Genomic DNA, 21950 nt, shown 5'->3' on the forward strand with positions numbered 1-21950 from the left:
GTTCTGCGTACCTCTTAATCTCGTCCTCGAGCGGCCCTTCCGACAGCAACCCCAGCGCTGGTCCGGGCACTCCCAGGGTGGGCGAAATCCCACCCAAGGGTGTGGCGCTCAGTCGGTCACGTAGCCGTTGAGCGTGTTGCGCAGATCGGTGAGCAGGGCGCGGGCGGCGGTGAGGCCCTCGCCGTGCCAGACGCTGTCCTCCACGGCGAACACCCGGCGGTCGGTGGCGGCGCCGAGTTCCTTCCATTCGTCGGTGCGCAGCACCGCTTCACCGTGCTCCTTGCCCTCCCGGCCCGCGAGGATCACGTAGATCACGTCGCCTTCCACCTTCGTGGCGAACTCGCCCCCGCGCACGTCGAACGAGGCGCCGCGCTGGGCGGCGGGCCGCTGCACGCCCGCGTCGCCGAGCACCTGGCCCGCGAAGCTGTCGCCGCCCTGCACCTGGTCGGTGTCGGCGGTGAACCGGATGACCGATGCCTGCGTCTGGCCCGCCGCCAGCGCGACACCGGTGTCGCGCGCCTCGGTGCGGTAGTTCTGCAGGGCGGTCTCCGCCGCGCCCAGACGTCCCGAACCCGCGGCGAAAGCCGCGAATTCGGCCTGCCAGCTGTTGTTCGAGCCGACCAGCACGGTCGGGGCGATGGCCTGGAGCGCGGCGAAACTCGCCGCGCCGGTGGGGATCTCGCCGAGGATCAGGTCGGGGCGCAGATCGGCGATCCGGGCCGGGTCGGGTTGCGCGGCGGTGCCGACGCCGGGAATCTTCAGCACGCCGGTCCCCAGATAGGCCGGTTGCGGGCTCGGCCCGTCGAGGGTCACCGTGCCGACGACCCGCTCCCACAGGCCGAGCGCGCAGACCGCGTCCAGCGCGGAGGTGGTGAGCACGACGATGCGCTGTGGATCGGCGGGCACCTCGGAGACCCCCGCCGCATGCGTGACGCTCCGGGTCTGCGCATCCGCCGGGTCCGGCGCGCTCGGCAACGCGCACGCCCGGGTGGTGTCACGCTCCAGACCCACCACGCCCGCACCCGCGATATTCGTGGTGGTGCGCACGATCGAGACGTCGTCGTCGCTCTTGCCGCCACAGCCCGCCGCCAGAACAGTCGCGCACACGGCGGCGACCACGATCACCCGGCGACCCGCGGCGGCGGGTGTGGGAGAAGCTGTGCGGTTTCGGAAGCGAACGAAGGCGCTCAGCGGCATGCGGCTGAGGGTACCGTGTCTGATTCGCAGCGCCGGACGGCGCCGTGAATCACGCTTTCTCGCCGCCGATGCTGAAGCGGGCGCCGGTGGCGTCGGTGACCGCGGCCATGCGGCCGTAGGGGGTGTTCTCCGGGGGCGAGAGCACCGAGCCGCCCAGTTCGGCGAGCCGGTCGACGGTCTTGTCCACGTCGTCGGCGCCGAAGTAGACGGTCCAGCCGGCGGGTGCGCCTTCGGGCAGGAACGCCGAGGCGTCCATGACGCCGCCGAGCATCGGACTCTCCGCGTGGATGGTGGAGTAGCGGAATTCCGGGACGTCGGAGATCGTGAAGACGTCCGACCAGCCGAACACGTCGCGGTAGAACGTCAGCGAGGCGTCGTAGGCGCGGGTGTGCAACTCGAACCACGACGGTGCGCCCGCGTGGTCGCGCCACTGCCCGCCGGAGACCAGGCCCATGGTCTCGAAGCCGGGGAACGTCCCGGCCTGCCAGATGCCGACGCCCGCGCCCCCGACGTCGCCGAGCACGGCCATCGTGCCCAGCTCGCCGACCGCCATCGGCGGCACGACCAGCGACGCCCCCGCCGCGGTCGCCGCGTCGGCGGTGGCCTGGGCATCGGGACTGGCCAGATACACCGTCCACTGTTCCGGGCTGTCGGTGTCGCCGGGCATCCTGGCCATCGCGCCCGCCACCACGCGCCCGCCCTTGCGGAAGGTGATATAGCCGCCGAACTCCTCGCCCGCGCTCTCGGCGGTCCACCCGAACAGGTCGCGATAGAACGCGATGCTCCGGTCGGGATCGGAGGTGTACAGCTCTACCCAACAGGGATCGCCCGGCTTGGTGTCGTTCGGTTTCGTCATCACTGGCCTCCTGGCTGCGAGGTGAACTGATGTCACCGGTACAGACGGACCCGGCCCGCCGAACTGATCGGTGCCGACCGCAGTAGGACCAGAATCGCAACCCGAGCCCCGAGGGGACCGCGAACACGCCGTGCCGCAGGTGCGGCCGAACAAATACGACAGAGAGTAGGACCCGTTCGGCTCGCTCCATCGCCACGGTTTACGATTCGAAGAGCGCAAGCGAACTGTCGTCTGTCCCGACATAGCGGATGGATGCGATCAGCGGAGCCTGCGGAGCGACCTAAAGGCACCTTTCAGGAGGATCAGTGACTGCCGTAGAGCCCCAGCCAGTCCCTCAGTTGGAAGCGACTCGGCCTTATCCGGCTCGGACCGGGCCGAAGGGCTCGTTCATCTACAAGATGGTCACCACCACGGACCCCAAGGTCCTGGGTGTCATGTACCTGACCACGTCGATGGGCTTCTTCCTCATCGGTGGCCTGATGGCGCTGCTGATGCGCGGTGAGCTCGCGCGCCCCGGCCTGCAGTTCCTGTCGACCGAGCAGTTCAACCAGCTGTTCACCATGCACGGCACGATCATGCTGCTGTTCTACGCGACCGCGATCGTGTTCGGCTTCGCCAACATCATCCTGCCGCTGCAGATCGGCGCCCCCGACGTCGCCTTCCCCCGCCTGAATGCCTTCAGCTACTGGCTGTACGCGTTCGGCGCCAGCATGGCGACCGCGGGCTTCATCACCCCGGGCGGCGCCGCGGACTTCGGCTGGACGGCGTACGTGCCGCTGACCGACATCCTGCACTCGCCCGGCGTCGGAACCGACCTGTGGATCCTGGGCCTCGCGGTGTCCGGTCTGGGCACCATCCTCGGTGGCGTGAACATGCTGACCACCGTGGTCTGCCTGCGTGCTCCCGGTATGACCATGTTCCGGATGCCGATCTTCACCTGGAACATCGCCGTCACCAGCGTCCTGGTGCTGCTGGCCTTCCCGCTGCTGACCGCCGCGCTGTTCGGCCTGGCCTACGACCGCCACCTGGGTGGCCACATCTACGACCCCGCGACCGGCGGCATCCTGCTCTACCAGCACCTGTTCTGGTTCTTCGGCCACCCCGAGGTGTACATCATCGCGCTGCCGTTCTTCGGCATCGTCTCGGAGATCTTCCCGGTCTTCTCGCGTAAGCCGATCTTCGGTTACACCACGCTGGTCTACGCCACCCTGGGTATCGCCGCGTTGTCCATCGCGGTGTGGGCGCACCACATGTACGCCACCGGCGCGGTCCTGCTGCCGTACTTCTCGTTCATGACCTTCCTCATCGCGGTCCCGACCGGTGTGAAGTTCTTCAACTGGATCGGCACGATGTGGCGCGGTCAGCTGACCTTCGAGTCGCCGATGCTGTTCTCCATCGGGTTCATCGTCACCTTCCTCTTCGGTGGCCTGTCCGGCGTCATCCTGGCCAGCCCGCCGCTGGACTTCCACGTCACCGACTCGTACTTCGTCGTGGCGCACTTCCACTACGTGCTCTTCGGCACCATCGTGTTCGCCACCTACGCGGGCATCTACTTCTGGTTCCCGAAGATGACCGGACGCATGCTGGACGAGCGCCTGGCCAAGTGGCACTTCTGGACGACGTTCATCGGCTTCCACACCACCTTCCTCGTCCAGCACTGGCTGGGCGCCGAGGGCATGCCGCGCCGCTACGCCGACTACCTGCCCAGCGACGGCTTCACCACGCTGAACACGATCTCCACGATCGGCGCCTTCGTGCTCGGCGCGTCGATGCTGCCGTTCCTGTGGAACGTCTTCAAGAGCTACCGCTACGGCGAGGTGGTCACCGTGGACGACCCGTGGGGCTACGGCAACTCGCTGGAGTGGGCCACCACCTGCCCGCCGCCGCGGCACAACTTCTACGAGCTGCCGCGCATCCGCTCCGAGCGTCCCGCCTTCGAGCTGCACTACCCGCACATGATCGAGCGCATGCGCGCCGAGGCCCACGTGGGCTGGGGTGCGGGCAAGCACGCCACCGAGGTCCACGAGACGGCCGCGTTGACGAAGTAGGCGAAAGATACCGCCATGAGTGTGCACCTGCTGGTGACAGCGGGTGCACACTCTTTTGTGAGAGCAGTACGCACCGTTGGCGTCACGACAACGATGTCCACCGACAGCGACGGCGAACACCGAGTTTGGAGCGCATCAGTTGGCCGACACCACCGTTCTCGTCACCGTCACCGGGCCGGACCGCCCCGGTGTGACGTCCGTGCTGCTCGCGGCGATGTCCCGGCACCGGGTGAGTCTGCTGGACGTGGAGCAGGTCGTGATCCGGGGGAGGCTGACCCTGGGTGTCCTGGTCATCTGCCCGACCGACGCCGAGGCGTTGCAGGACGAGCTCGAAGAGGCCATGAACACCGTCGGCATGCACGTCGACGTGGAAGTGGACGCGGCGATCGGCAGGCAGCCGATGTCCACCCACGCGGTGGTCATCCTCGGTAGCCCGGTGACCGCGCGCGCGTTCAGCGCGGTGTCGCGGCAACTGGCCGCCCTCGGCGCCAATATCGACTCCATTCGCGGCATCGCCGATTACCCGGTGACCGGCATGGAGCTGATGGTCACCGCCATCGACTCCGGCCCGGACACCGATTCGCGGCTGCGCACGGCACTGGCCGAGGTCGCGGTGGCCGAGCAGGTGGACGTCGCGGTGGAGCGGGCCGGTCTGGCCCGCCGCGGCAAGCGGCTGATCGTGTTCGACGTCGACTCGACCCTGATCCAGGGCGAGGTCATCGAGATGCTCGCCGCACACGCGGGTGTGGAGGACGAGGTCCGCAAGGTGACCGAGGCCGCCATGCGCGGAGAGATCGACTTCGCCGAATCGCTGCGGCAGCGGGTCGCGACGCTGGCCGGATTGGACGAGTCGGTGATCGAGGAGGTGGCCGACCGGATCGCGTTGACCCCCGGCGCGCGCACCACCATCCGCACGCTGCGCCGGATCGGTTTCCGCTGCGGCGTGGTGTCCGGCGGTTTCCGTCAGGTGATCGAACCGCTGGCGCACGAGCTGGAGTTGGACTTCGTGCAGGCGAACACGCTGGAGGTCGTGGACGGCAAGCTGACGGGCCGGGTCGTCGGCGAGATCGTCGACCGCGCGGCCAAGGCGACCGCGCTGCGCAAGTTCGCGGCCGAGGCCGGGGTGCCGATGGAACAGACCGTCGCGGTGGGCGACGGCGCCAACGACATCGACATGCTCAACGCCGCCGGGCTGGGCGTCGCCTTCAACGCCAAACCCGCGCTGCGCGAGGTCGCCGACGCCGCGCTCTCGCACCCGTACCTGGACGCCGTCCTGTTCATTCTCGGAGTCACCCGGCACGAAGTGGAAGCCGCCGACGCCAGGGACGGTTTGCTGCGTCGCGTCCCGCTGGGGTGAGCGGTCCGGACCCACACCCCGGACAGCGCGCCGGTGCGCGCAGCCGCCGATCGGTAGGCTCACTGCGGGTTGATCATTCGGCGATCGGAGGAAGGGTGCGGAAGTCCCTGCTTGTGCTGCTGATCGGATCGGCGGTGGCGGGGTGCGGCAACGGCTCGTCGGAGACGACCACCGCCGAGGTCGCGAATGCCGTTGTGCGCGTAGGTGAGGCCGACAACGCGCAGCAGCGGCGGCTGTCGGCCGGACAGCGGCTCGTGGTCGCCCTGCCTGCCAACCCGTCGACCGGATACTCCTGGAGCGTCGCGGCACTCGACTCGTCGGTGGTGAAACCGGACGGCGAGGCCGATTTCGAACCGGATGCGGCCGCGCCGGTCGCGCCGGGCGCCGGCGGCACGGCCGTGCGGAGCTTCGTAGGCGTCGGGACGGGTGCGACCACATTGAAGATGGAGTACACGCGTCCGTGGGACCAGGGTTTGGAGCCGGCCCGGACGTTCTCGTTGACGATCGAGGTGCGGTGATGACGAGCATGCCGGACTGCGGCGCCGAGCCATCCGTGGCGGCAGCCACATCGGACGTCACCACAACGACATCGGATATCGCGGCATTCGACGCCCGGCATGCGGAACTGGCCCGCGGCTATTACGGGGCGGCCGACCCGGACGACCCCGCCATGGTGCAGGCGATGCAGATGGTCCTGCACTTGCCCAAAGCCGATCCGCCTCCGCGCAGCGCCCTGCTGGCCGCGGCGGCGGCCGCCGCGGTGGCGCTGTGCCTGGACGAGCGGGTCGGGCCGGGTGGCGAATGGGAAGAGCCGTATCTGGCGTGGAAGCGATCCCGCATCCGCAAGGTGGCTCGTCGCGCGCGGGGCGCCCAGTGGCAGGCGACCTGCGCGGTGGACGGCGTCACCGTCGAGATCGACGGTGCGCGGGCGCGGGCGCTGGTCCCGGGGCCGGTGGGCCGGGTCGATCCACGGATCAAGCGTCTGCAGATCGGCGGCACCGATCTCGAGCACGACGAGCCCGGGCCGCCCGATCCGAGCCTGCCCGTCCTGTGGGTGAACACCGGGCTCGGGATGACACTGGGCAAGGCGGCCGCCCAGGTGGGCCACGCGAGCATGCTGCTGGCGGGCGCGCTGCCGATCGAGCACGCGCGGCGCTGGGCCGAACTCGGCTTCCGCTGCGCGGTGCGCGAGGCCGACGCGGGACGCTGGGCCGCGCTGGTCGAGCAGGTGGCCGAGGGCGGCGCGGTCGCCGTGCGCGACGCGGGCTACACCGAGGTTGCGCCGGGCTCCATGACGGTGATCGCCGTACCCGCCCGATCCTGGTGAACATCGCGCGGTGACGTCGCGGGCGTGTCGGACGCTCGGGCGATACGGCCCTGATGGCTGCGATCGGGCATGGATTCCAGCCACGGCTCGGCTTTCCCCTCCCCGCGTTGGCAAGTGCCCCCTCAGGTGGGCCAAGATGGAGCCCGTGCCGCAACCGGATCCCGATCTGCTCATCGATTTCACCGACGTGACCGTCCGCCGCTCGGGGCATACCCTCGTCGGTCCGGTCACCTGGCAGGTCGAGCTCGACGAACGCTGGGTGGTCCTCGGCCCCAACGGCGCGGGCAAGACCTCGCTGCTGCGAATGGCCGCCGCCGAGATGCACCCGACCGCGGGCGTCGCCCATCTGCTCGGCGAGCGGATCGGGAAAGTGGACGTCAGCGAGTTGCGTCCGCGCATCGGCCTGTCCTCGGCCGCGGTGGCCAGCCGGGTCCCGATCGATGAGAAGGTCAGCGATCTGGTGGTGTCCGCCGGTTACGCGGTGCTCGGCCGCTGGCGCGAGCGCTACGACGACATGGACACCGATCGCGCCATCGACATGCTGGAAAGTCTCGGCGCCGAGCACCTGTCGGACCGCACCTACGGAACACTGTCGGAGGGCGAGCGCAAACGGGTGCTCATCGCCCGCGCCCTGATGACCGATCCCGAGCTGTTGTTGCTCGACGAACCGGCCGCGGGCCTGGATCTGGGCGGCCGGGAGGAACTGGTCGAGCGGCTCGGCGATCTGGCCGCGGACCCGGACTCGCCCGCGATTGTGCTGGTCACCCATCACGTCGAGGAGATCCCGCCCGGATTCACCCACGGCCTGCTGCTCAACGAAGGCTCAGTGGTCGCGCAGGGCTTGCTCTCCGACGTGCTCACCGCGGAGAACCTCAGCGACGCCTTCCGGCAATCGATCGCGCTGGATCGAGTCGACGGCCGCTACTTCGCGCGGCGTGCGCGGCGCGCGGGCAGGCACCGCACCCGCTGACCGGCAACGGCCGTGTCGTCGCCCACCAAGCGCGCGTTAGGGTGCAGACGTGAGTGAGACAGAAGCGCAGGCAGACTCTCAGCAACAGGCGCCGCCGCTGAAGGACGCGTCGACGGTGATGCTCGTGCGCGACGGCGTCGACGGGCCCGAGATCTTCCTGCAGCGCCGGGTCGGCGCCATGGCGTTCGCCGCGGGCATGACCGTGTTCCCTGGTGGCGGCGTCGACTCGTCCGACGCGACCGCGGACATCGCCTGGGCCGGACCGGAGCCCGCCTGGTGGGCCGAGCGATTCGCCACCACCGAGCCGAGAGCCAAGGCGCTGGTCTGCGCGGCGGTGCGGGAGACGTTCGAGGAGTGCGGTGTGCTGCTGGCCGGCCCGACCGCCGACAGCGTCGTCTCCGACACCGCCGGGTACCGGGACGCGCGCGGCAGGCTCGAGCGCAGGGAACTGTCGCTGGCGTCGTTCCTCGCCGAGGAGAGGCTCGTGCTGCGCGCCGACCTGCTGCGGCCGTGGGCGAATTGGATCACCCCGGTCATCGAGCCGCGCCGCTACGACACCCGGTTCTTCGTCGCGGTGCTGCCGCAAGGACAGCGGGCCGACGGCGCCACGTCCGAGGCGGCGGAGGTGCGCTGGAGCACCCCGGCGGCGGCGCTGGACCGATGGCGTTCGGGCGCCGACGTGCTGCTGCCGCCGACCTGGTCGCAGCTGGTCGCGCTGGGTGCGTTCCGCTCCACCGCCGACATCCTGGCCGCGCAGCGGGCCATCGATCCGATCCTGCCCGTACTGGCCGATCTGGACGGCAAGCGGATGCTGTCGTTCCCGGACAACCAGCGCTACTTCGCCGATCTTCCGGATGCTCGACGGCTGAAGGGGTCCGCGCGCTGACCGCCCACGCTGTGTCTGTTGGTCGGCGTGGGCGGGGTCCTGCGTGGTTACGCTGCGCTACCTCCTCCGGTCCTGACCGCCCACGCCGGTGAGCACGCGGTAGCGTGACCTCTCATGGCCGAATTCGTGACCCTGGATCTGCCCGAGGGTGATGCCGCGCGCCGCGTGGCCGTCCTCCGGATCGATCGCCCGCCGCTGAATCTGCTGAATCTGCAGCTGGTGCGCGAGCTGGCCGAGGCGGCCGACGCCGTCGCCGCGGACCCGGGCGTCGCCGCGGTGGTCGTGTACGGCGACGAACGAGTGTTCTCGGCGGGTGACGACGTGGCCGAACTGAGCGGGCTGAGCAGTGACGAGGCCACCGCCATGGCGGCCGATCTCCAGCGGGCCCTGGGCTGCCTGGCCAGGATCCCGCAGCCCACTGTCGCGGCGATCAGCGGTTACTGCCTCGGCGGCGGGCTGGAACTGGCGCTGGGCGCGGATCGCCGCGTCATCGGTGACAACGTGAAGCTGGGTCTGCCGCAGATCAAAACCGGCCTGATCCCGCTCGCGGGCATCCGGCGCCTGGCGCTGCTGATCGGGCCGGGCCCGGCCAAGGACCTCGTCTACACCGGCCGTTTCGTCGAGCCGGAGGAGGCGAAGGCTCTCGGCCTGGTGGACGAGGTCGTCGCGCCGGACGACGTGTACACCGCCGCGATGGGTTGGGCGCGCCAGTTCGCCGATGGTCCCGCCCGCGCGCTGGCCGCCGCCAAAGCGGTCTTCGAAGCCGGTCCGCACGGTCTGGATCGCGCCCGTGACGAGTGGTCGGTCCTGTTCACCACGGAAGATCGCCTGATAGGAACAGGTTCCTATTTGGCCGACGGTCCGGGGTCGGCGCAATTCGTGGGGCGATAGCAGGCGTCAACTGGGGATTTGGGTAGGCTTGCCGACCATGACGGTACGTCCCGACGACCCCGCGCCGAACCCGCACGCCACCGAGGCAGAGGTCGAAGCAGCGCTCAAGGATACGAAGCTGGCCCAGGTTCTCTACCACGACTGGGAAGCCGAGACCTATGACGACAAATGGTCCATTTCCTATGACGAGCGCTGTATCGAATACGCGCGCGGCCGGTTCGACGCGGCCGTCGGTCCCGCCCCGCTGCCCTACGACAAGGCGCTCGAACTGGGTTGCGGTACCGGCTTCTTCCTGCTGAACCTGATGCAGGCGGGCGTGGCGAAGTCCGGCTCGGTCACCGACCTGTCGCCGGGCATGGTGAAGGTCGCGCTGCGCAACGCGCAGAACCTCGGGTTGGACGTGGACGGCCGGGTCGCCGACGCCGAGACCATCCCTTACGAGGACGACACCTTCGATCTGGTGGTCGGTCACGCGGTGCTGCACCACATCCCGGACGTCGAACTGGCGCTCAAGGAGTGCCTGCGCGTGCTGAAGCCGGGCGGGCGCTTCGTGTTCGCCGGTGAGCCGACCACGGTCGGCAACTTCTACGCGCGCTGGTTGGGCCGGATCACCTGGAAGGCCACCACCACGGTCACCAAGCTGCCGATGCTCAGCGACTGGCGGCGCCCGCAGGAGGAGCTGGACGAGTCCTCGCGCGCCGCGGCCCTGGAAGCGGTCGTCGACCTGCACACCTTCGACCCGCGCGCCCTGGAGGCGATGGCCCGCTCGGCGGGCGCTGTCGAGGTGGCCGCCAAGACCGAGGAATTCGCGGCTGCGCTGTGGGGCTGGCCGGTGCGCACCTTCGAGGCGGCCGTGCCCGCCGAGAAGCTCACCTGGCGCTACCGGATGGCGATGTACCGCGCCTGGCTGGGGCTGAGCTGGGTGGACGAGAACGTCATGCGCCGCGTGGTTCCGCGTCAGTTCTTCTACAACGCCATGATCACCGGCGTGAAGCCGAGCTCCGCCGGAAAGTAGTGGGCCGCGTCACCCTTCGCGACCATGTCGCTCCCCACGATGGCACGGTCGGTGCAGTCGAGGGGTGCGAGCCCCTGGTCGCATTCCCGCGCCGGGCTCCCGAGGCGGCACGCCGCGACAGCGGTGGGACGGACGTCCTGGGGGATCGGTAGTGGGCTATCGCTTCTCCCACGAGGATGTCCGGTACCTGGGTAGCGCGGCAGGCAATGCCGCGCTGACCGAGGTGGCCCTGCTGGAGCTGACCCCGGCGACGCACTTGCGCGATCTCGAACAGGTGCGCCGCACGCACGGCGACCGAACGGCGGCCCTGATCGAGACCGTGCGCTTGCGGCGCAGGGCAGGCGCGAAGCTCCTCGATGCCGCGCAGTGGCTCTTCACCGACGACGCGCTGCAACAGGCCACCCCGACGCTCGTCGCGCGGCAGCGTGCCGCCCGGCTCGCCGGACGGACGGTGCACGACGTCACCTGCTCGATCGGAGCCGAACTCGTCGAGCTGGCCCGGGTGTGCCCGGCGGTGCTCGGCAGCGATCTGGACGCAGTGCGGCTGGCTTTCGCCGCGCACAATCTGGGGCCGCACTGGCACGAGGCGGCGGAGCCGGGTCCGCTCGCGTCCGCCGGGGGACCTGCGGAGCGAACCCGAAACGTGATGCTGGTCCGCGCGGATGCGCTGCGTCCGAGCAGTCGCGACACCGTGATCATCGCCGACCCCGCCCGGCGCGCCGACGGCAGGCGCACCCACGACCCGGCCGCGCTGAGCCCGCCGCTGCCGGACCTGCTCGCTGCCTACGCGGGTCGCGATCTGGCCGTGAAGTGCGCGCCCGGTCTCGATTTCGACCGGCTCGGCTGGTCGGGTGAGGTGGAGGTGGTCTCGCTCGACGGCTCGGTGCGTGAGGCATGCCTGTGGTCCGCGGGACTCACCGAGTCCGGCGTCACCCGTCGCGCGACGGTGCTCTCCTCCAAGGGAGCCGCGTGGACCATCACCGACGCCGAGCCCGACGACATCGATGAGCGCGCGCCGGGGCAGTGGATCATCGATCCGGACGGTGCGATCGTGCGCGCCGGGCTCGTCCGTCATTACGCCTCGAAATACGCCCTGTGGCAACTGGATCCACGCATCGCCTATCTCACCGGCGACACCGTTCCCGAGGGTGTACGTGGTTTCCGCATCCTCGATCGCATGGATTTTCGCGAGAAAATCCTGCGCGCCGAACTGCATCGCCGCGATTGCGGGCCTCTCGAAATCCTCGTCCGGGGCGTCGATGTGGATCCTGACGCGTTGCGTTCGCGACTCAAACTCCGCGGCACCCGGCCGCATACGCTGGTGATCACTCGCATCGGCCGCGCCGCGACGGTCTTCCTCTGTTCCACCCCGTGATCATCGGATGTCTGCTCGAATCGCTTCTACGCGGGAAGGGCGGCGACGACGAGTCTCGCAGCGGCCGCCCATCGCTGGTCGGTCGGATTCGTCAGCCGCGCTATGGTCGCCTCGGTCACCGAACTCTGTTGTGGCCGCGCCACTTCGATGGATGCGCTGAAGGACAGTACTCCACCGGCTGTGAGGTGGTAGGTGCAGCTTCGACCATAGGAACCGTCGTGGCGTTCGGTGCTGGTGTCTCGCCCGTCGCCGAGGCTCACATCCGCGAGGGCGCTGATTTCCCCACCGCTGAGCACGCATTCGTCGTCGACGGCGTGTTCGGCGAACGGCTCGCCGGTCACCTTCGCCGGTGTGGTCGCGGCCGGGCTTCGCGGCACTGCCACCGGCTGCCCGTCGACCGTGTCAGCGCACGCGGCGGTAGACGTGAGTAGAGCGATCGCGACTATCGTCGCCTTACCGAGCCGCGGGAGAATTCCGGCCCCTGGCCATAGTTCCCCCCGCTCGAACCGGAACACGACAAGTTCGAGGTGACTCTACTCCGGTTCGAACGCGAAGATCTCGCCGATCCGGGTGGCGACCACGACCTCGCCCTTCGCGCCCACCGACGTGCCCGTGACGGTCCCCTTCGCGCCCGGCAGGACGTCGGAGTCGATGGTGGCTCCGGTCTGCGTGTCGAAGGTGACGAGATTCAGGCCGTCTCCGATCGCCGCGGCGGCGTATCCGGTGTCGCCCGCTGTCTGCGCCGCAGGCCCGCGCAGCGCGAGATCTTTTCGCTCCCAAACAGTTTCAACCGCGTCGCCGTTGTCCCGCAGCCCGAGCAGGTAGCCGTCGTCGCCGGACGGGATGATCAGGCCGTCGCCGGATACCGAGATGCCGCCGCGCGGCGCCCACTCCAACTGGTGGACCCACTTGGTCCGCCCGTCGGCGGTATCGAGGGCGATCAGCCGATTGCTGTTGTCGCCGACGTAGAGGGTGCCGCCGTCGGCGGACAGGGCCGGGCTGGTCGCGCTGCCGCGCTGCAGCAGTTCGGCGCTCCACTCCCGCTCGACCTTGCCATCGGCATAGCGCAGCGCGACCACCGCCCCGGACGGCCGACCCGGCTGCCACAACGTCACATAGAAACGGCCGCTCGCGGTGTCGATCGGGGAGATGTTCGCGACGGGGCACTGCGGCCCTCCGGCGGCGCAGTCGTCCAGTCCCTGACCTGCGGCAGGCCAGCCGAGGTTGGCGTGGGCGAGGAAGTCCGGCTCGCCGAGCAGTTGCACGGTCGGCACCATTCGATCGCCGGTCTGCCGCGACAGCACGTCGACCTGGCCGGATTGCGTGACCGTCAGCAGCTTTCCGTCACCGGTGAACTGCACCGAGACCGGCGTTCCGGCAACGGGCGTGGCCCATCGCGGCTGCCCCAGGTAGTTGAACGAGATCATCCTGCTGTCGTCGCCGACGTAGACGTTGGTCATCCCGTCGACCGCGGACGGCGCCGAGATCGCGCTCGAGCCCAAGGCATTGCAGAACCGCTTGCGACCGGTGGCCATCTGGAAGGAGAAGATCGAACAGTTCGGCAGTTGCGTGGTGACGAACAGCTGACTGTCGGGCCCCAGCGTGATCGGCTGGGCGATCGGCCCGCCGACCGGCCGCGACCAGCTCAGCTCGATCTTTTGCGATCCGGTGACCGGACTGGTGCCGCTGTTGCGGCCGTCGTGGTAGGCGGCGGTCCAGCCCTTGCCGGAGCCGACGGTGATGTCGTCGTAATCGGTGCCGCAACCGGTCGATGCCAGCGCACCGACCGTAACCAGCACGGCCAGCACGACCGGGGCACGTTTCCGGGACGGTCGCCACATGGAAGTAGCCAGTACGCCGCCGCTTCGCACCTGCCGCACTCCTGTCGTCGTTGGCGTTCGCCGTCGCCGTCTCCGGCGCACGAGTCACTGTACGGGAGGCCCGTGCGCGGGTGAACGCGTCCCGGCGTTGTCGTCGCGGGTGCTCGTCACGGTGCTCGTCGTGGGCGATAGGCTCTATCCGTCGCCGCGAGGCGGGCGACGGCCGTAGGACCACGACAGGAGAACCGTTCGTGACGAGCATGTGGGGCGCACCGTTGCGCTCGCGCTGGCGGGGATCGCGCCGCCGGGATCCGCAGCAGGCGCGTTTTCTGACGCTGGCGTCGCTGCGCTGGGTGCTCGCGAATCGGGCGTACACGCCCTGGTATCTGGTGCGCTACTACCGGCTGCTCAAATTCCGCCTGGCCAACCCGCACATCGTGCTGCGCGGCATGGTGTTCCTCGGCCGCCGCGTGGAGATCCATGCGACGCCGGAGCTGAGCCGTATGGAGATCGGCCGCTGGGTGCACATCGGCGACGGCAACGCGATCCGCTGCCACGAGGGTTCGCTGCGCATCGGCGACAAGGTGGTGTTCGGCAAGGACAACGTCGTCAACACCTACCTCGACATCGAGATCGGGGACTCGACCCTGGTGGCCGACTGGTGCTACATCTGCGACTTCGACCACAAGATGGACGACATCACCGTGCCGATCAAGGACCAGGGCATCGTGAAGAGCCCGGTCCGCATCGGTCCCGACACCTGGATCGCCGCCAAGGTGACCGTGCTGCGCGAGACCCGCGTCGGTCGCGGCTGCGTGCTCGGCGCGCACGCCGTGGTCAAAGGCGAGATCCCGGACTACAGCATCGCCGTCGGCGCACCGGCCAAGGTGGTCAAGAACCGCAAGGCGGCCTGGGAGGCGGGCGCTGAAGAGCGCGCCAAGTACTTCGCCGCGCTGGAGGACATCGCGCGCAAGAAGAACGGCGCCACACAGACCGCCTGACGGCGAAACAGCCGGACGAGTCGCGCAGCGAGGTGACTCACCCCGGCATCCGAGCCGGTGGGACCTGCTCTGTGAAGCCCTGGATTCGTCGGTGCGGACGAGTAGGTTCGGCGCTATGACTGCCTATGCCGCCCTGCTGCGGGGGATCACGCCGAGCAACCCGAACATGAGCAACGCGAAGTTGCGGGCGGTATTCGAGGCGCTCGGATTCGAGGGAGTCGGTTCGGTGCTGGCCAGCGGCAACATCGTGTTCCGCAGCGCGGAGACCGACGTGCCCGCGTTGGAGGAGCGTATCCAGCAGGCGCTGACCGCCGAACTCGGGATCGGCGGCGGCACGATCATCCGCAGCCACGACGAACTGCGCGCGCTGCTGGACAGCGACCCGTTCCCCGGCCTGACCCACGGGCGCGGCACCTATCTGATCGCCACATTCCTCAAGGACACGGCCGAGCATCCGGCGACACTGCCCGAGCAACCCGATCCGCTCACCAGGATCGTCGCCTACGACAAGGCAGCGCGCGCCTTCCTCGCGGTCATCGACAACAGCGAGCCGGGCAAGACGCCGGACTTCATGGCCTGGCTGGACAAGACGTACGGCAAGGACATCACCACCCGCACCTGGCTCACCGTCGAGCGCATCGTCAAGAAGCTCGCGGCCTGACCGGGCGGCCCTACTTCGGATCGCGTTCCGGCAGCGGACGTTCCACGATGGTCGGCCGGCCCAGCGGATTGCGCACCCGCCGCTTGGCCGAGTGGTACACCTGGGCGGTTTCCGCGGCAACCACGTCCCACGCGAAATCGGCGGTGAGCCGTTCGCGGGCGGCGTAGGCCCGCTGCTGCGCGGCGGCCGGGTCGTCGAGGGTGGCGCGGACCGCCTCGACCAATCCGTCGACGTCCGCGGGCGCGAACGAGGCGCCGGTGACGCCGTCGATCACGGCCTCGCCCAGGCCGCCCGCCGTCGAGGTGATCAGCGGGGTGCCCGCCGCGGCCGCCTCGAGCGCGACGATGCCGAAGGGTTCGTACCGGCTGGGCAGCACGATCGCGTCGGCGCCGTGCAGCCAGCCGAGCAGTTCGGCGTGGTCGAGCTGACCGGCGAAGGTCACCGCGCGGGCGACGCGGTGCACGCGGGCGCGCTCCCGCAACCACTCGAACTGGGTGCCGACGCCCGCGACGGTCAGGGTGGTGCCGGGGTGGGCGCGGCGGATGCGCGGCAGCGCGGCGATCGCGTCCTGTACGCCCTTCTCGTACTCGAGCCTGCCCACGTACAGCAGCCGGGGCGGACCGCTGCGCGGCGAGCGCGGACGAAACGTCCACGCGCTCACGTCGATTCCGTTGCGGATCACCGTCATCGGGATCCGCTCCGGACCGTAGAGCCGCTCGACCTCGTCCTGCATGGACGCCGAGCAGGTGATCAGCGCGTCGGATTCGTTGGCGAGCCACCACTCCACCGAGTGCACCTGCTTGTTGACCTTGCCCGCGACCCAACCGCTGTGCCGCCCCGCCTCGGTGGCATGGATGGTCGACACCAGCGGCACGTCGTAGTACTCGGCCAGGGCGATGCCGGGGTGGGCGACCAGCCAGTCGTGCGCGTGCACGACGTCGGGCGTCCAGCCGTCGCCGATGCCCGGCTTGCCGAGCGCGACGCCCGCGCGCACCATGGCGTGGCCCATGGCCAGCGTCCAGGCGAGCATGTCCTCGCCGAAGTCGAACACCGGCGGGTCCTCCGCGACCGCCACCACCAGCACGCCGTCGGCGATGTAGGAGTGCGTGGGATGGGTCGCGGCGTCGGTGCCGGAGGGACGCCGCGACAGGACGACCACCTCGTGGCCCGCCGCGGCCAGCTCGACGGCGAGGTGATGCACGTGCCTGCCGAGCCCACCCACCACGACCGGCGGGTACTCCCACGACACCATCAAAATCTTCATGCAAGTCCTTCTGCGGCCGAGCCCGGGTCCGCCGGGTCCGGTCCGTGGTCCGCGGTGGCGGGGCCCGAACCTGGCGCGGCGGCGGATACTGCCCCGGTGACGCTGGGTACGGACCCCGCGGAGATGAGTCGTCGCGCGTCCACGCCGGGGAAGAGTCCGTCAGCTGCCCCCCATCCTGCCGCCAACTGCCGTGCTTTCGCGAGTTGGCCCGCCCCGACGGCCGTGGCGATTTCCCGGACCGCGTGGGCGTGGCGGTGTGCGCGGTCGCGCGCGTAACCCGCCGCGGAGTCCTTGCTGACCATGAACGCCCAGTCGCTGGAGACGGTCAGGATCGCCTCGCGCAGCAGCTGGTCGGCCACGTGGTCGCGCAGCCCGGGCGCGCCGCCCTGCGCGGCGCGCATCTTGTCGAGGGTGTCCAGGGTCAACCGGACGATGTCGTCGTTGAGCTCGACCAGGTCGCTCACCTGCTCGCCCGCCCACACCCGCCAGTCCTTGCCCGAGCCCCAGGAGGAGTCGGCCAGCGGCACCGGTTCGCCCAGGTAGCCGCGTGTCCGCGCGTCGGCGAGGGTGCCCACGGTGACGCCCGCCTCCGGCAGCGCGCGCAGCACCTGTGCCAGCCATTGCGGGCCTTCGTGCCACCAGTGGCCGAACAGTTCGGTGTCGAACGCCGCGACGACCAAGGCGGGCCGCCCGATCCGCTCGGACTCGGAGACCAACCGCTCCCGCACGGTGCGCACGAAGTCCTCCACGTCCCGGGCGACGGCCGCCGCGGCCAGTTCCGGATCGTAGGGAGCTTTGTCGGGACCTGCGACGGTCTTGCCGGTGACCCGGGCGGGTTTGAGACCCGTCGCGTGGTCGTAGTGATGAAAGTCACGGTAGGCGCCGTGGCCCGGATAGCCGGATTTCGGTGACCAGACCCGGTAACTCACCTGCAGATCCCGGCCGAACGCGACCACATCGGAATCCCGCACCGGGCGGCCGAGCGTCGTGTCACCGCGCAGGGCTGGTCCGTCGACCATGAAATGCGTCACACCCGCGGCGGCGTAGCCGGCCTCCATGCCGGGGGTGTATCCGCACTCCGGCGCCCAGATGCCGGTCGGCGTGCGACCCCAGCGGTGCCGCGCGTCGGCCAGGCCCTCGGTGAGCTGGAATTGCCGCAGTCGCGGATCCAGTAGCGGCTGGAACGGATGGGCCAGCGGCCCGCCGAGCAGTTCGATGGTCTCCGCGTCGATGAGCGCCCGCCATACCGGCGCGGCGCCGTGCCGCCAGTGCCGCTCGAATTCGGCCAAGGCTGCTGCGGCGAGCCGGTGTTCGTGCCTGCCCAGCGCGACATTGCCCGCCATGGCCGCTTCGTCGGCGCGCAGCTGCCAGTTCCCCAGCCAGTGGTGCATACCCGCCAGGCAGTGCGGGTCGTCCAGCTGAGCCGCGAGCACCGGAGTGATGCCGAGACTGAGCAGATGCGAACGCCCTTCGGCGGCAAGGGTTCGCAAGACCTCGACGACGGGCAGGTAGGACGCGGCCCAGGACTGGTAGAGCCATTCCTCGCCGACCGGCCAGCGGCCGTGATGGGCCAGCCAGGGCAGGTGGGAGTGCAGGACCAAGGTGAACTGGCCCGGCACAGGGCTTGCCGCGTGCCCGCCGGGCACGGTACCGCGATCGGTCAACGCTTCACCGCGATGGCGACCAGATCCAAGCTCGCGTCGATGTCCGCGGCGACCAGCGCGAAGTCGTCGATCGTGATGGCGGCGACGTCCGCGGTCAGTTCGGCGGGCCAGGGTTCTCCGGCCAGCGCTCGTTCGATCTGCGCGTCGATGAACGATCCACCGTGCTTGGCGTCCAACGCTTTCAAGCCGGGCCCGTGGTGCACGCCGACCATCTGCGCGATTTCGAAACCGGCGTCGACCAGCAGTTCGGTCAGCTCGGCCGCGTTCAGTTCCCTGGTGTGGAAGGGGTTGAGCGGTGTGTCGCGACCGGGGGAGAAGGTGATCCGGTTGGGTGTGCTGATCAGCAGTTCGCCGCCGGGCCGCAGCACGCGAAGGCACTCCCGCAGGAACTGCGACTGGTCCCACAGGTGCTCGATCACCTGGAAGTTCACCACGACGTCGACCGAGGCGTCCTCCAGTGGCAGCTCGGCGAGGTTGCCCTGGATCATCTCCACGCGCGGGTAGCGCGCGCGCACGTGCTCGACGGCGCTGGTGTCGTAGTCGACACCGATCACCTTGGTGGCCACGCCCGCGATCATGTCGGCGCCGTAGCCCTCTCCGGAGCCGGCCTCCAGCACGGTCTTTCCGGCGCAGCGGTCCAGCAGGCGGGCGTAGGCGATCTCGTGCCTGCGGAACCAGTAGTTCTCCTCGGCGATGCCGGGAACGGTGCGCTCGCCGGTCAGCGGCAGCGGTTCCGCGGTGCCCACGGTCGTCTCGGGATCCGCGGTGATGCCGGTCGGGTCGCCCACTGCGGCAGGGATCACAGCCTCGCTCATCACTCCGACGTTACTGGCACCGCCTCCGCACGGAACACCCCACCCGGTCGGCCCCGATGTGCGGCTTCGCGGGGCCGGGACGGGCCCGCCGAATCGGCGGACTGTAACGCGTGGTACCCAGTTGGTGAGAGAGAAGCCACTAAGTTACCCACGAGTAACTTAACGTAGGGTAATCTCACGGCCTGAGCCACAAAACACCCGGACGTACGGCACCGCTCGTGCGACCACCACATACGTGTACCCAGAACAGGAGGTCGACGAAGACCGATGCCGAACATCGTCGTACTCATCAAGCAGGTTCCCGACACCTGGTCCGAGCGCAAGCTCACCGATGGTGACTACACCCTCGATCGCGAGGCCGCCGACGCCGTTCTCGACGAGATCAACGAGCGCGCCGTCGAAGAGGCGCTGCTGATCAAGGAGGCCCAGGGCGGCGAGGTCACCGTGCTGGCCGCCGGTCCGGACCGCGCCACCGAGGCCATCCGCAAGGCGCTGTCCATGGGCGCCGACAAGGCCATCCACATCAACGACCCGGCCATCCACGGTTCCGACGCCGTGCAGACGGCGTGGGTGCTGGCCAGCGCGCTCGGCCAGGTCGAAGGTGTCGAGTTGGTCATCGCGGGCAACGAGGCCACCGACGGTCGCGCGGGCGCCGTGCCCGCGATCATCGCCGAGTACCTGGGCCTGCCGCAGCTGACGCACCTGCGCAAGCTGACCGTCGACGGTGACAAGATCACCGGCGAGCGCGAGACCGACGATGGCGTGTTCAAGCTGGAGGCCAGCCTGCCTGCCATCGTCAGCGTCACCGAGAAGATCAACGAGCCGCGCTTCCCGTCGTTCAAGGGCATCATGGCCGCGAAGAAGAAGGAAGTGCAGACCTTCACGCTGGCCGATCTGGGCGTCGACCCGTCGACCGTGGGTGTCGCGAACGCGGGCACCACCGTCACCGCGGCCACGCCGAAGCCCCCGCGCACCGCGGGCGAGAAGATCGCGGACGAAGGCGACGGCGGCTCCAAGATCGCCCAGTACCTGATCGGCCAGAAGATCATCTGATCTCGGCAGCGCTGCAGACTTCCTAGGAGAGAACACAAATGGCAGAAGTACTTGTGCTCGTGGAGCACGCCGACGGTGCGATCAAGAAGGTCAGCACCGAACTGCTCACCGCCGCTCGCGCCCTCGGCGAGCCCGCCGCCGTCGTGCTCGGCACCGCGGGCACCGGTGAGAAGCTGGCCGACGCGCTGGCCGCCGCGGGCGCCGAGAAGATCTACATCGCCGAGTCCGACGATGTGGACAACTACCTGGTGACCCCGAAGGTCGACGTGCTGGCCGGGCTGACCGAGTCGGCCTCGCCCGCCGCGGTCATCGTCGCCGCCACCGCCGAAGGCAAAGAGGTGTCGGGCCGTCTCGCCGCCCGCATCGGGTCCGGCCTGCTGGTCGACGTCGTCGAGGTCAAGTCCGACGGCACCGCGGTGCACTCCATCTTCGGTGGCGCCTTCACCGTCGACGCCAAGGCCACCGGCGACGTGCCGGTGATCTCGGTCCGTCCCGGCGCCGTCGAGGCCTCGGCGCAGGCCGGTGCGGGCGAGAAGGTGACCGTCGAGGTGCCCGCGCAGGAAGAAGGCGTGGTCAAGGTGACCTCGCGCGAGCCGGTCGTGGCCGGTGACCGTCCGGAACTCACCGAGGCGAACATCGTGGTCTCCGGTGGCCGCGGCGTCGGTTCCGCCGACAACTTCGCGGTCGTCGAGGCGCTGGCCGACTCGCTCGGCGCGGCCGTCGGCGCCTCGCGCGCCGCGGTCGACTCGGGTTACTACCCGGGCCAGTTCCAGGTCGGCCAGACCGGTAAGACGGTCTCACCGCAGCTGTACATCGCCCTCGGCATCTCCGGCGCGATCCAGCACCGCGCAGGCATGCAGACCTCGAAGACCATCGTCGCGGTCAACAAGGACGAAGAGGCGCCGATCTTCGAGATCGCCGACTACGGCATCGTGGGCGACCTGTTCAACGTCGCCCCGCAGCTGACCGAAGCGGTCAAGTCGCACAAGGGCTGATCCGCCGCTTGCGCCATCGAAGGTGGCCCTGACCGTCAGGTCAGGGCCACCTTTTTGCTAGAGGCACTCCAAATGAGTGAGCTGGCAGCCACATTGAGCTACTGTTGGCGAGCGCGACTACGTAGCCAAATGTGGGGGCAAGGGGAGCCGGGGGCGATGAGCGTCGTCGAAGACAATGGCAGCTTTCGAGCGGTGGCGACCGTCGATGGCGGTCTCCCGATCTCCGCGCGGCAGGAACAGTTCAGCCTCGCCTTCGTCCGCATGGTCGCCGCTGCGGCAGGCTGCTCCATCAAGAGCCATGAGACCGACTACGACGGAGTCGACGTTACGATCGTGGCGTCTGCGGAATACGCGAAGTTCTACTGCCCCGAATTCGAGATTCAAATCAAGTGCACGACGCAGCAACGTCTACTCCGAAGCCACGATTTGACATGGCAGCTCGAGCGTGAGCGGTTCTTGAAGTTGGTCAGTCCTAAACGGTTCGTTCCCGCGCTGCTCGGCGTGTTGCTCATACCGGACGATCCTGACCAGTTGATCGACCTCTCGGAAGACGGGCTGAGGAGTTCCAGCCGCATGTACTGGGAACATGCGGCGAACCTCGGTGGCATCGAGGACGAAAAAGCCAGCAAGACGGTCCACCTACCCCGAAGTAACCTGTTCGATGTAGGCGGGTTGAAGGGCATTATGCAGTCGATCGGCGAAGGAGGTCAGTGGTGACGAATACTCCGCTCGGAGGCCTCCGGGAGGTTGCGTCC

At 69.2% G+C, this 21950-nt stretch carries 20 protein-coding genes and 1 pseudogene; 14 read left to right on the forward strand and 7 right to left on the reverse strand.

Annotated features, from left to right (window positions below; translation table 11 throughout):
- Positions 1-108: 108 nt before the first annotated feature.
- Positions 109-1197: an ABC transporter substrate-binding protein gene (locus K8O92_16780; protein UAK35332.1), complete on the reverse strand. Its 1089-nt coding sequence runs from the start codon at positions 1195-1197 to the stop codon at positions 109-111.
- Between the two features lie 49 nt (positions 1198-1246).
- Positions 1247-2053 carry a VOC family protein gene (locus K8O92_16785; GenBank protein ID UAK35333.1) on the reverse strand — a complete coding sequence of 269 codons (807 nt, stop codon included), beginning with the start codon at positions 2051-2053 and terminating at the stop codon, positions 1247-1249.
- A gap of 305 nt (positions 2054-2358) precedes the next feature.
- Between K8O92_16785 and ctaD the strand changes: the two genes are divergently transcribed.
- The 9 genes from ctaD to K8O92_16830 all read left to right on the forward strand — a co-directional run bounded on the left by ctaD (position 2359) and on the right by K8O92_16830 (position 11922).
- Positions 2359-4101 carry a cytochrome c oxidase subunit I gene (ctaD, locus tag K8O92_16790; GenBank protein UAK35334.1) on the forward strand — a complete coding sequence of 581 codons (1743 nt, stop codon included), beginning with the start codon at positions 2359-2361 and terminating at the stop codon, positions 4099-4101.
- A gap of 139 nt (positions 4102-4240) precedes the next feature.
- Entirely contained in the window at positions 4241-5458 is a 1218-nt protein-coding gene (serB, locus tag K8O92_16795) for a phosphoserine phosphatase SerB (GenBank protein UAK35335.1), read from the forward strand.
- A 95-nt stretch (positions 5459-5553) separates the two neighbouring features.
- The gene (locus K8O92_16800) at positions 5554-5976 is read left to right on the forward strand and encodes a protease inhibitor I42 family protein (GenBank protein ID UAK35336.1); all 423 of its coding nucleotides are present in this window, start codon (positions 5554-5556) and stop codon (positions 5974-5976) included.
- Positions 5976-6785: a peptidyl-tRNA hydrolase gene (locus tag K8O92_16805; protein ID UAK35337.1), complete on the forward strand. Its 810-nt coding sequence runs from the start codon at positions 5976-5978 to the stop codon at positions 6783-6785. The genes K8O92_16800 and K8O92_16805 overlap by 1 nt, the downstream gene beginning before the upstream one ends.
- A gap of 136 nt (positions 6786-6921) precedes the next feature.
- A complete protein-coding gene (locus K8O92_16810) occupies positions 6922-7755 on the forward strand; it encodes an ABC transporter ATP-binding protein (protein ID UAK35338.1) in 834 nt (277 codons plus the stop codon).
- A 49-nt stretch (positions 7756-7804) separates the two neighbouring features.
- Positions 7805-8641: an NUDIX hydrolase gene (locus tag K8O92_16815; GenBank protein UAK29689.1), complete on the forward strand. Its 837-nt coding sequence runs from the start codon at positions 7805-7807 to the stop codon at positions 8639-8641.
- 114 nt (positions 8642-8755) lie between these two features.
- On the forward strand, positions 8756-9532 hold the full coding sequence (locus tag K8O92_16820) for an enoyl-CoA hydratase/isomerase family protein (protein UAK29690.1): 777 nt from the start codon (positions 8756-8758) through the stop codon (positions 9530-9532).
- A gap of 37 nt (positions 9533-9569) precedes the next feature.
- Entirely contained in the window at positions 9570-10547 is a 978-nt protein-coding gene (locus tag K8O92_16825; protein UAK29691.1) for a methyltransferase domain-containing protein, read from the forward strand.
- A gap of 151 nt (positions 10548-10698) precedes the next feature.
- Positions 10699-11922: a class I SAM-dependent methyltransferase gene (locus K8O92_16830; GenBank protein ID UAK29692.1), complete on the forward strand. Its 1224-nt coding sequence runs from the start codon at positions 10699-10701 to the stop codon at positions 11920-11922.
- Positions 11923-11948: 26 nt separating this feature from the next.
- On the opposite strand, the gene K8O92_16835 is transcribed toward K8O92_16830, so the two are convergent.
- Entirely contained in the window at positions 11949-12305 is a 357-nt protein-coding gene (locus K8O92_16835; protein UAK29693.1) for a hypothetical protein, read from the reverse strand.
- Positions 12306-12455: 150 nt separating this feature from the next.
- Positions 12456-13763 carry a PQQ-binding-like beta-propeller repeat protein gene (locus tag K8O92_16840; GenBank protein ID UAK29694.1) on the reverse strand — a complete coding sequence of 436 codons (1308 nt, stop codon included), beginning with the start codon at positions 13761-13763 and terminating at the stop codon, positions 12456-12458.
- Positions 13764-13993: 230 nt separating this feature from the next.
- On the opposite strand from K8O92_16840, the gene K8O92_16845 reads away from it, so the two are divergent.
- Both K8O92_16845 and K8O92_16850 read left to right on the forward strand, forming a co-directional pair.
- Positions 13994-14743: an acyltransferase gene (locus K8O92_16845; protein UAK29695.1), complete on the forward strand. Its 750-nt coding sequence runs from the start codon at positions 13994-13996 to the stop codon at positions 14741-14743.
- 115 nt (positions 14744-14858) lie between these two features.
- On the forward strand, positions 14859-15404 hold the full coding sequence (locus K8O92_16850; protein ID UAK29696.1) for a DUF1697 domain-containing protein: 546 nt from the start codon (positions 14859-14861) through the stop codon (positions 15402-15404).
- A gap of 10 nt (positions 15405-15414) precedes the next feature.
- On the opposite strand, the gene K8O92_16855 is transcribed toward K8O92_16850, so the two are convergent.
- The 3 genes and pseudogenes from K8O92_16855 to K8O92_16865 all read right to left on the reverse strand — a co-directional run bounded on the left by K8O92_16855 (position 15415) and on the right by K8O92_16865 (position 19147).
- Complete coding sequence (locus tag K8O92_16855) at positions 15415-16668, reverse strand: glycosyltransferase family 4 protein (protein UAK29697.1); 1254 nt, start codon at positions 16666-16668, stop codon at positions 15415-15417.
- Positions 16669-16793: 125 nt separating this feature from the next.
- Positions 16794-18314 (reverse strand): annotated as a pseudogene (locus K8O92_16860) (glycoside hydrolase family 57 protein).
- Positions 18315-18328: 14 nt separating this feature from the next.
- Positions 18329-19147, reverse strand: coding sequence for a class I SAM-dependent methyltransferase (locus tag K8O92_16865; protein ID UAK29698.1), 819 nt, complete (start codon positions 19145-19147; stop codon positions 18329-18331).
- 267 nt (positions 19148-19414) lie between these two features.
- On the opposite strand from K8O92_16865, the gene K8O92_16870 reads away from it, so the two are divergent.
- The 3 genes from K8O92_16870 (at position 19415) to K8O92_16880 (ending at position 21912) form a co-directional block, all read left to right on the forward strand.
- The gene (locus tag K8O92_16870) at positions 19415-20200 is read left to right on the forward strand and encodes an electron transfer flavoprotein subunit beta/FixA family protein (protein UAK29699.1); all 786 of its coding nucleotides are present in this window, start codon (positions 19415-19417) and stop codon (positions 20198-20200) included.
- A gap of 38 nt (positions 20201-20238) precedes the next feature.
- On the forward strand, positions 20239-21195 hold the full coding sequence (locus K8O92_16875) for an electron transfer flavoprotein subunit alpha/FixB family protein (protein UAK29700.1): 957 nt from the start codon (positions 20239-20241) through the stop codon (positions 21193-21195).
- A gap of 156 nt (positions 21196-21351) precedes the next feature.
- Complete coding sequence (locus K8O92_16880; protein ID UAK29701.1) at positions 21352-21912, forward strand: DUF4365 domain-containing protein; 561 nt, start codon at positions 21352-21354, stop codon at positions 21910-21912.
- Positions 21913-21950 lie beyond the last annotated feature (38 nt).

The organism is Nocardia asteroides (assembly GCA_019930625.1).
Taxonomy (GTDB): Bacteria; Actinomycetota; Actinomycetes; order Mycobacteriales; family Mycobacteriaceae; genus Nocardia; species Nocardia sputi.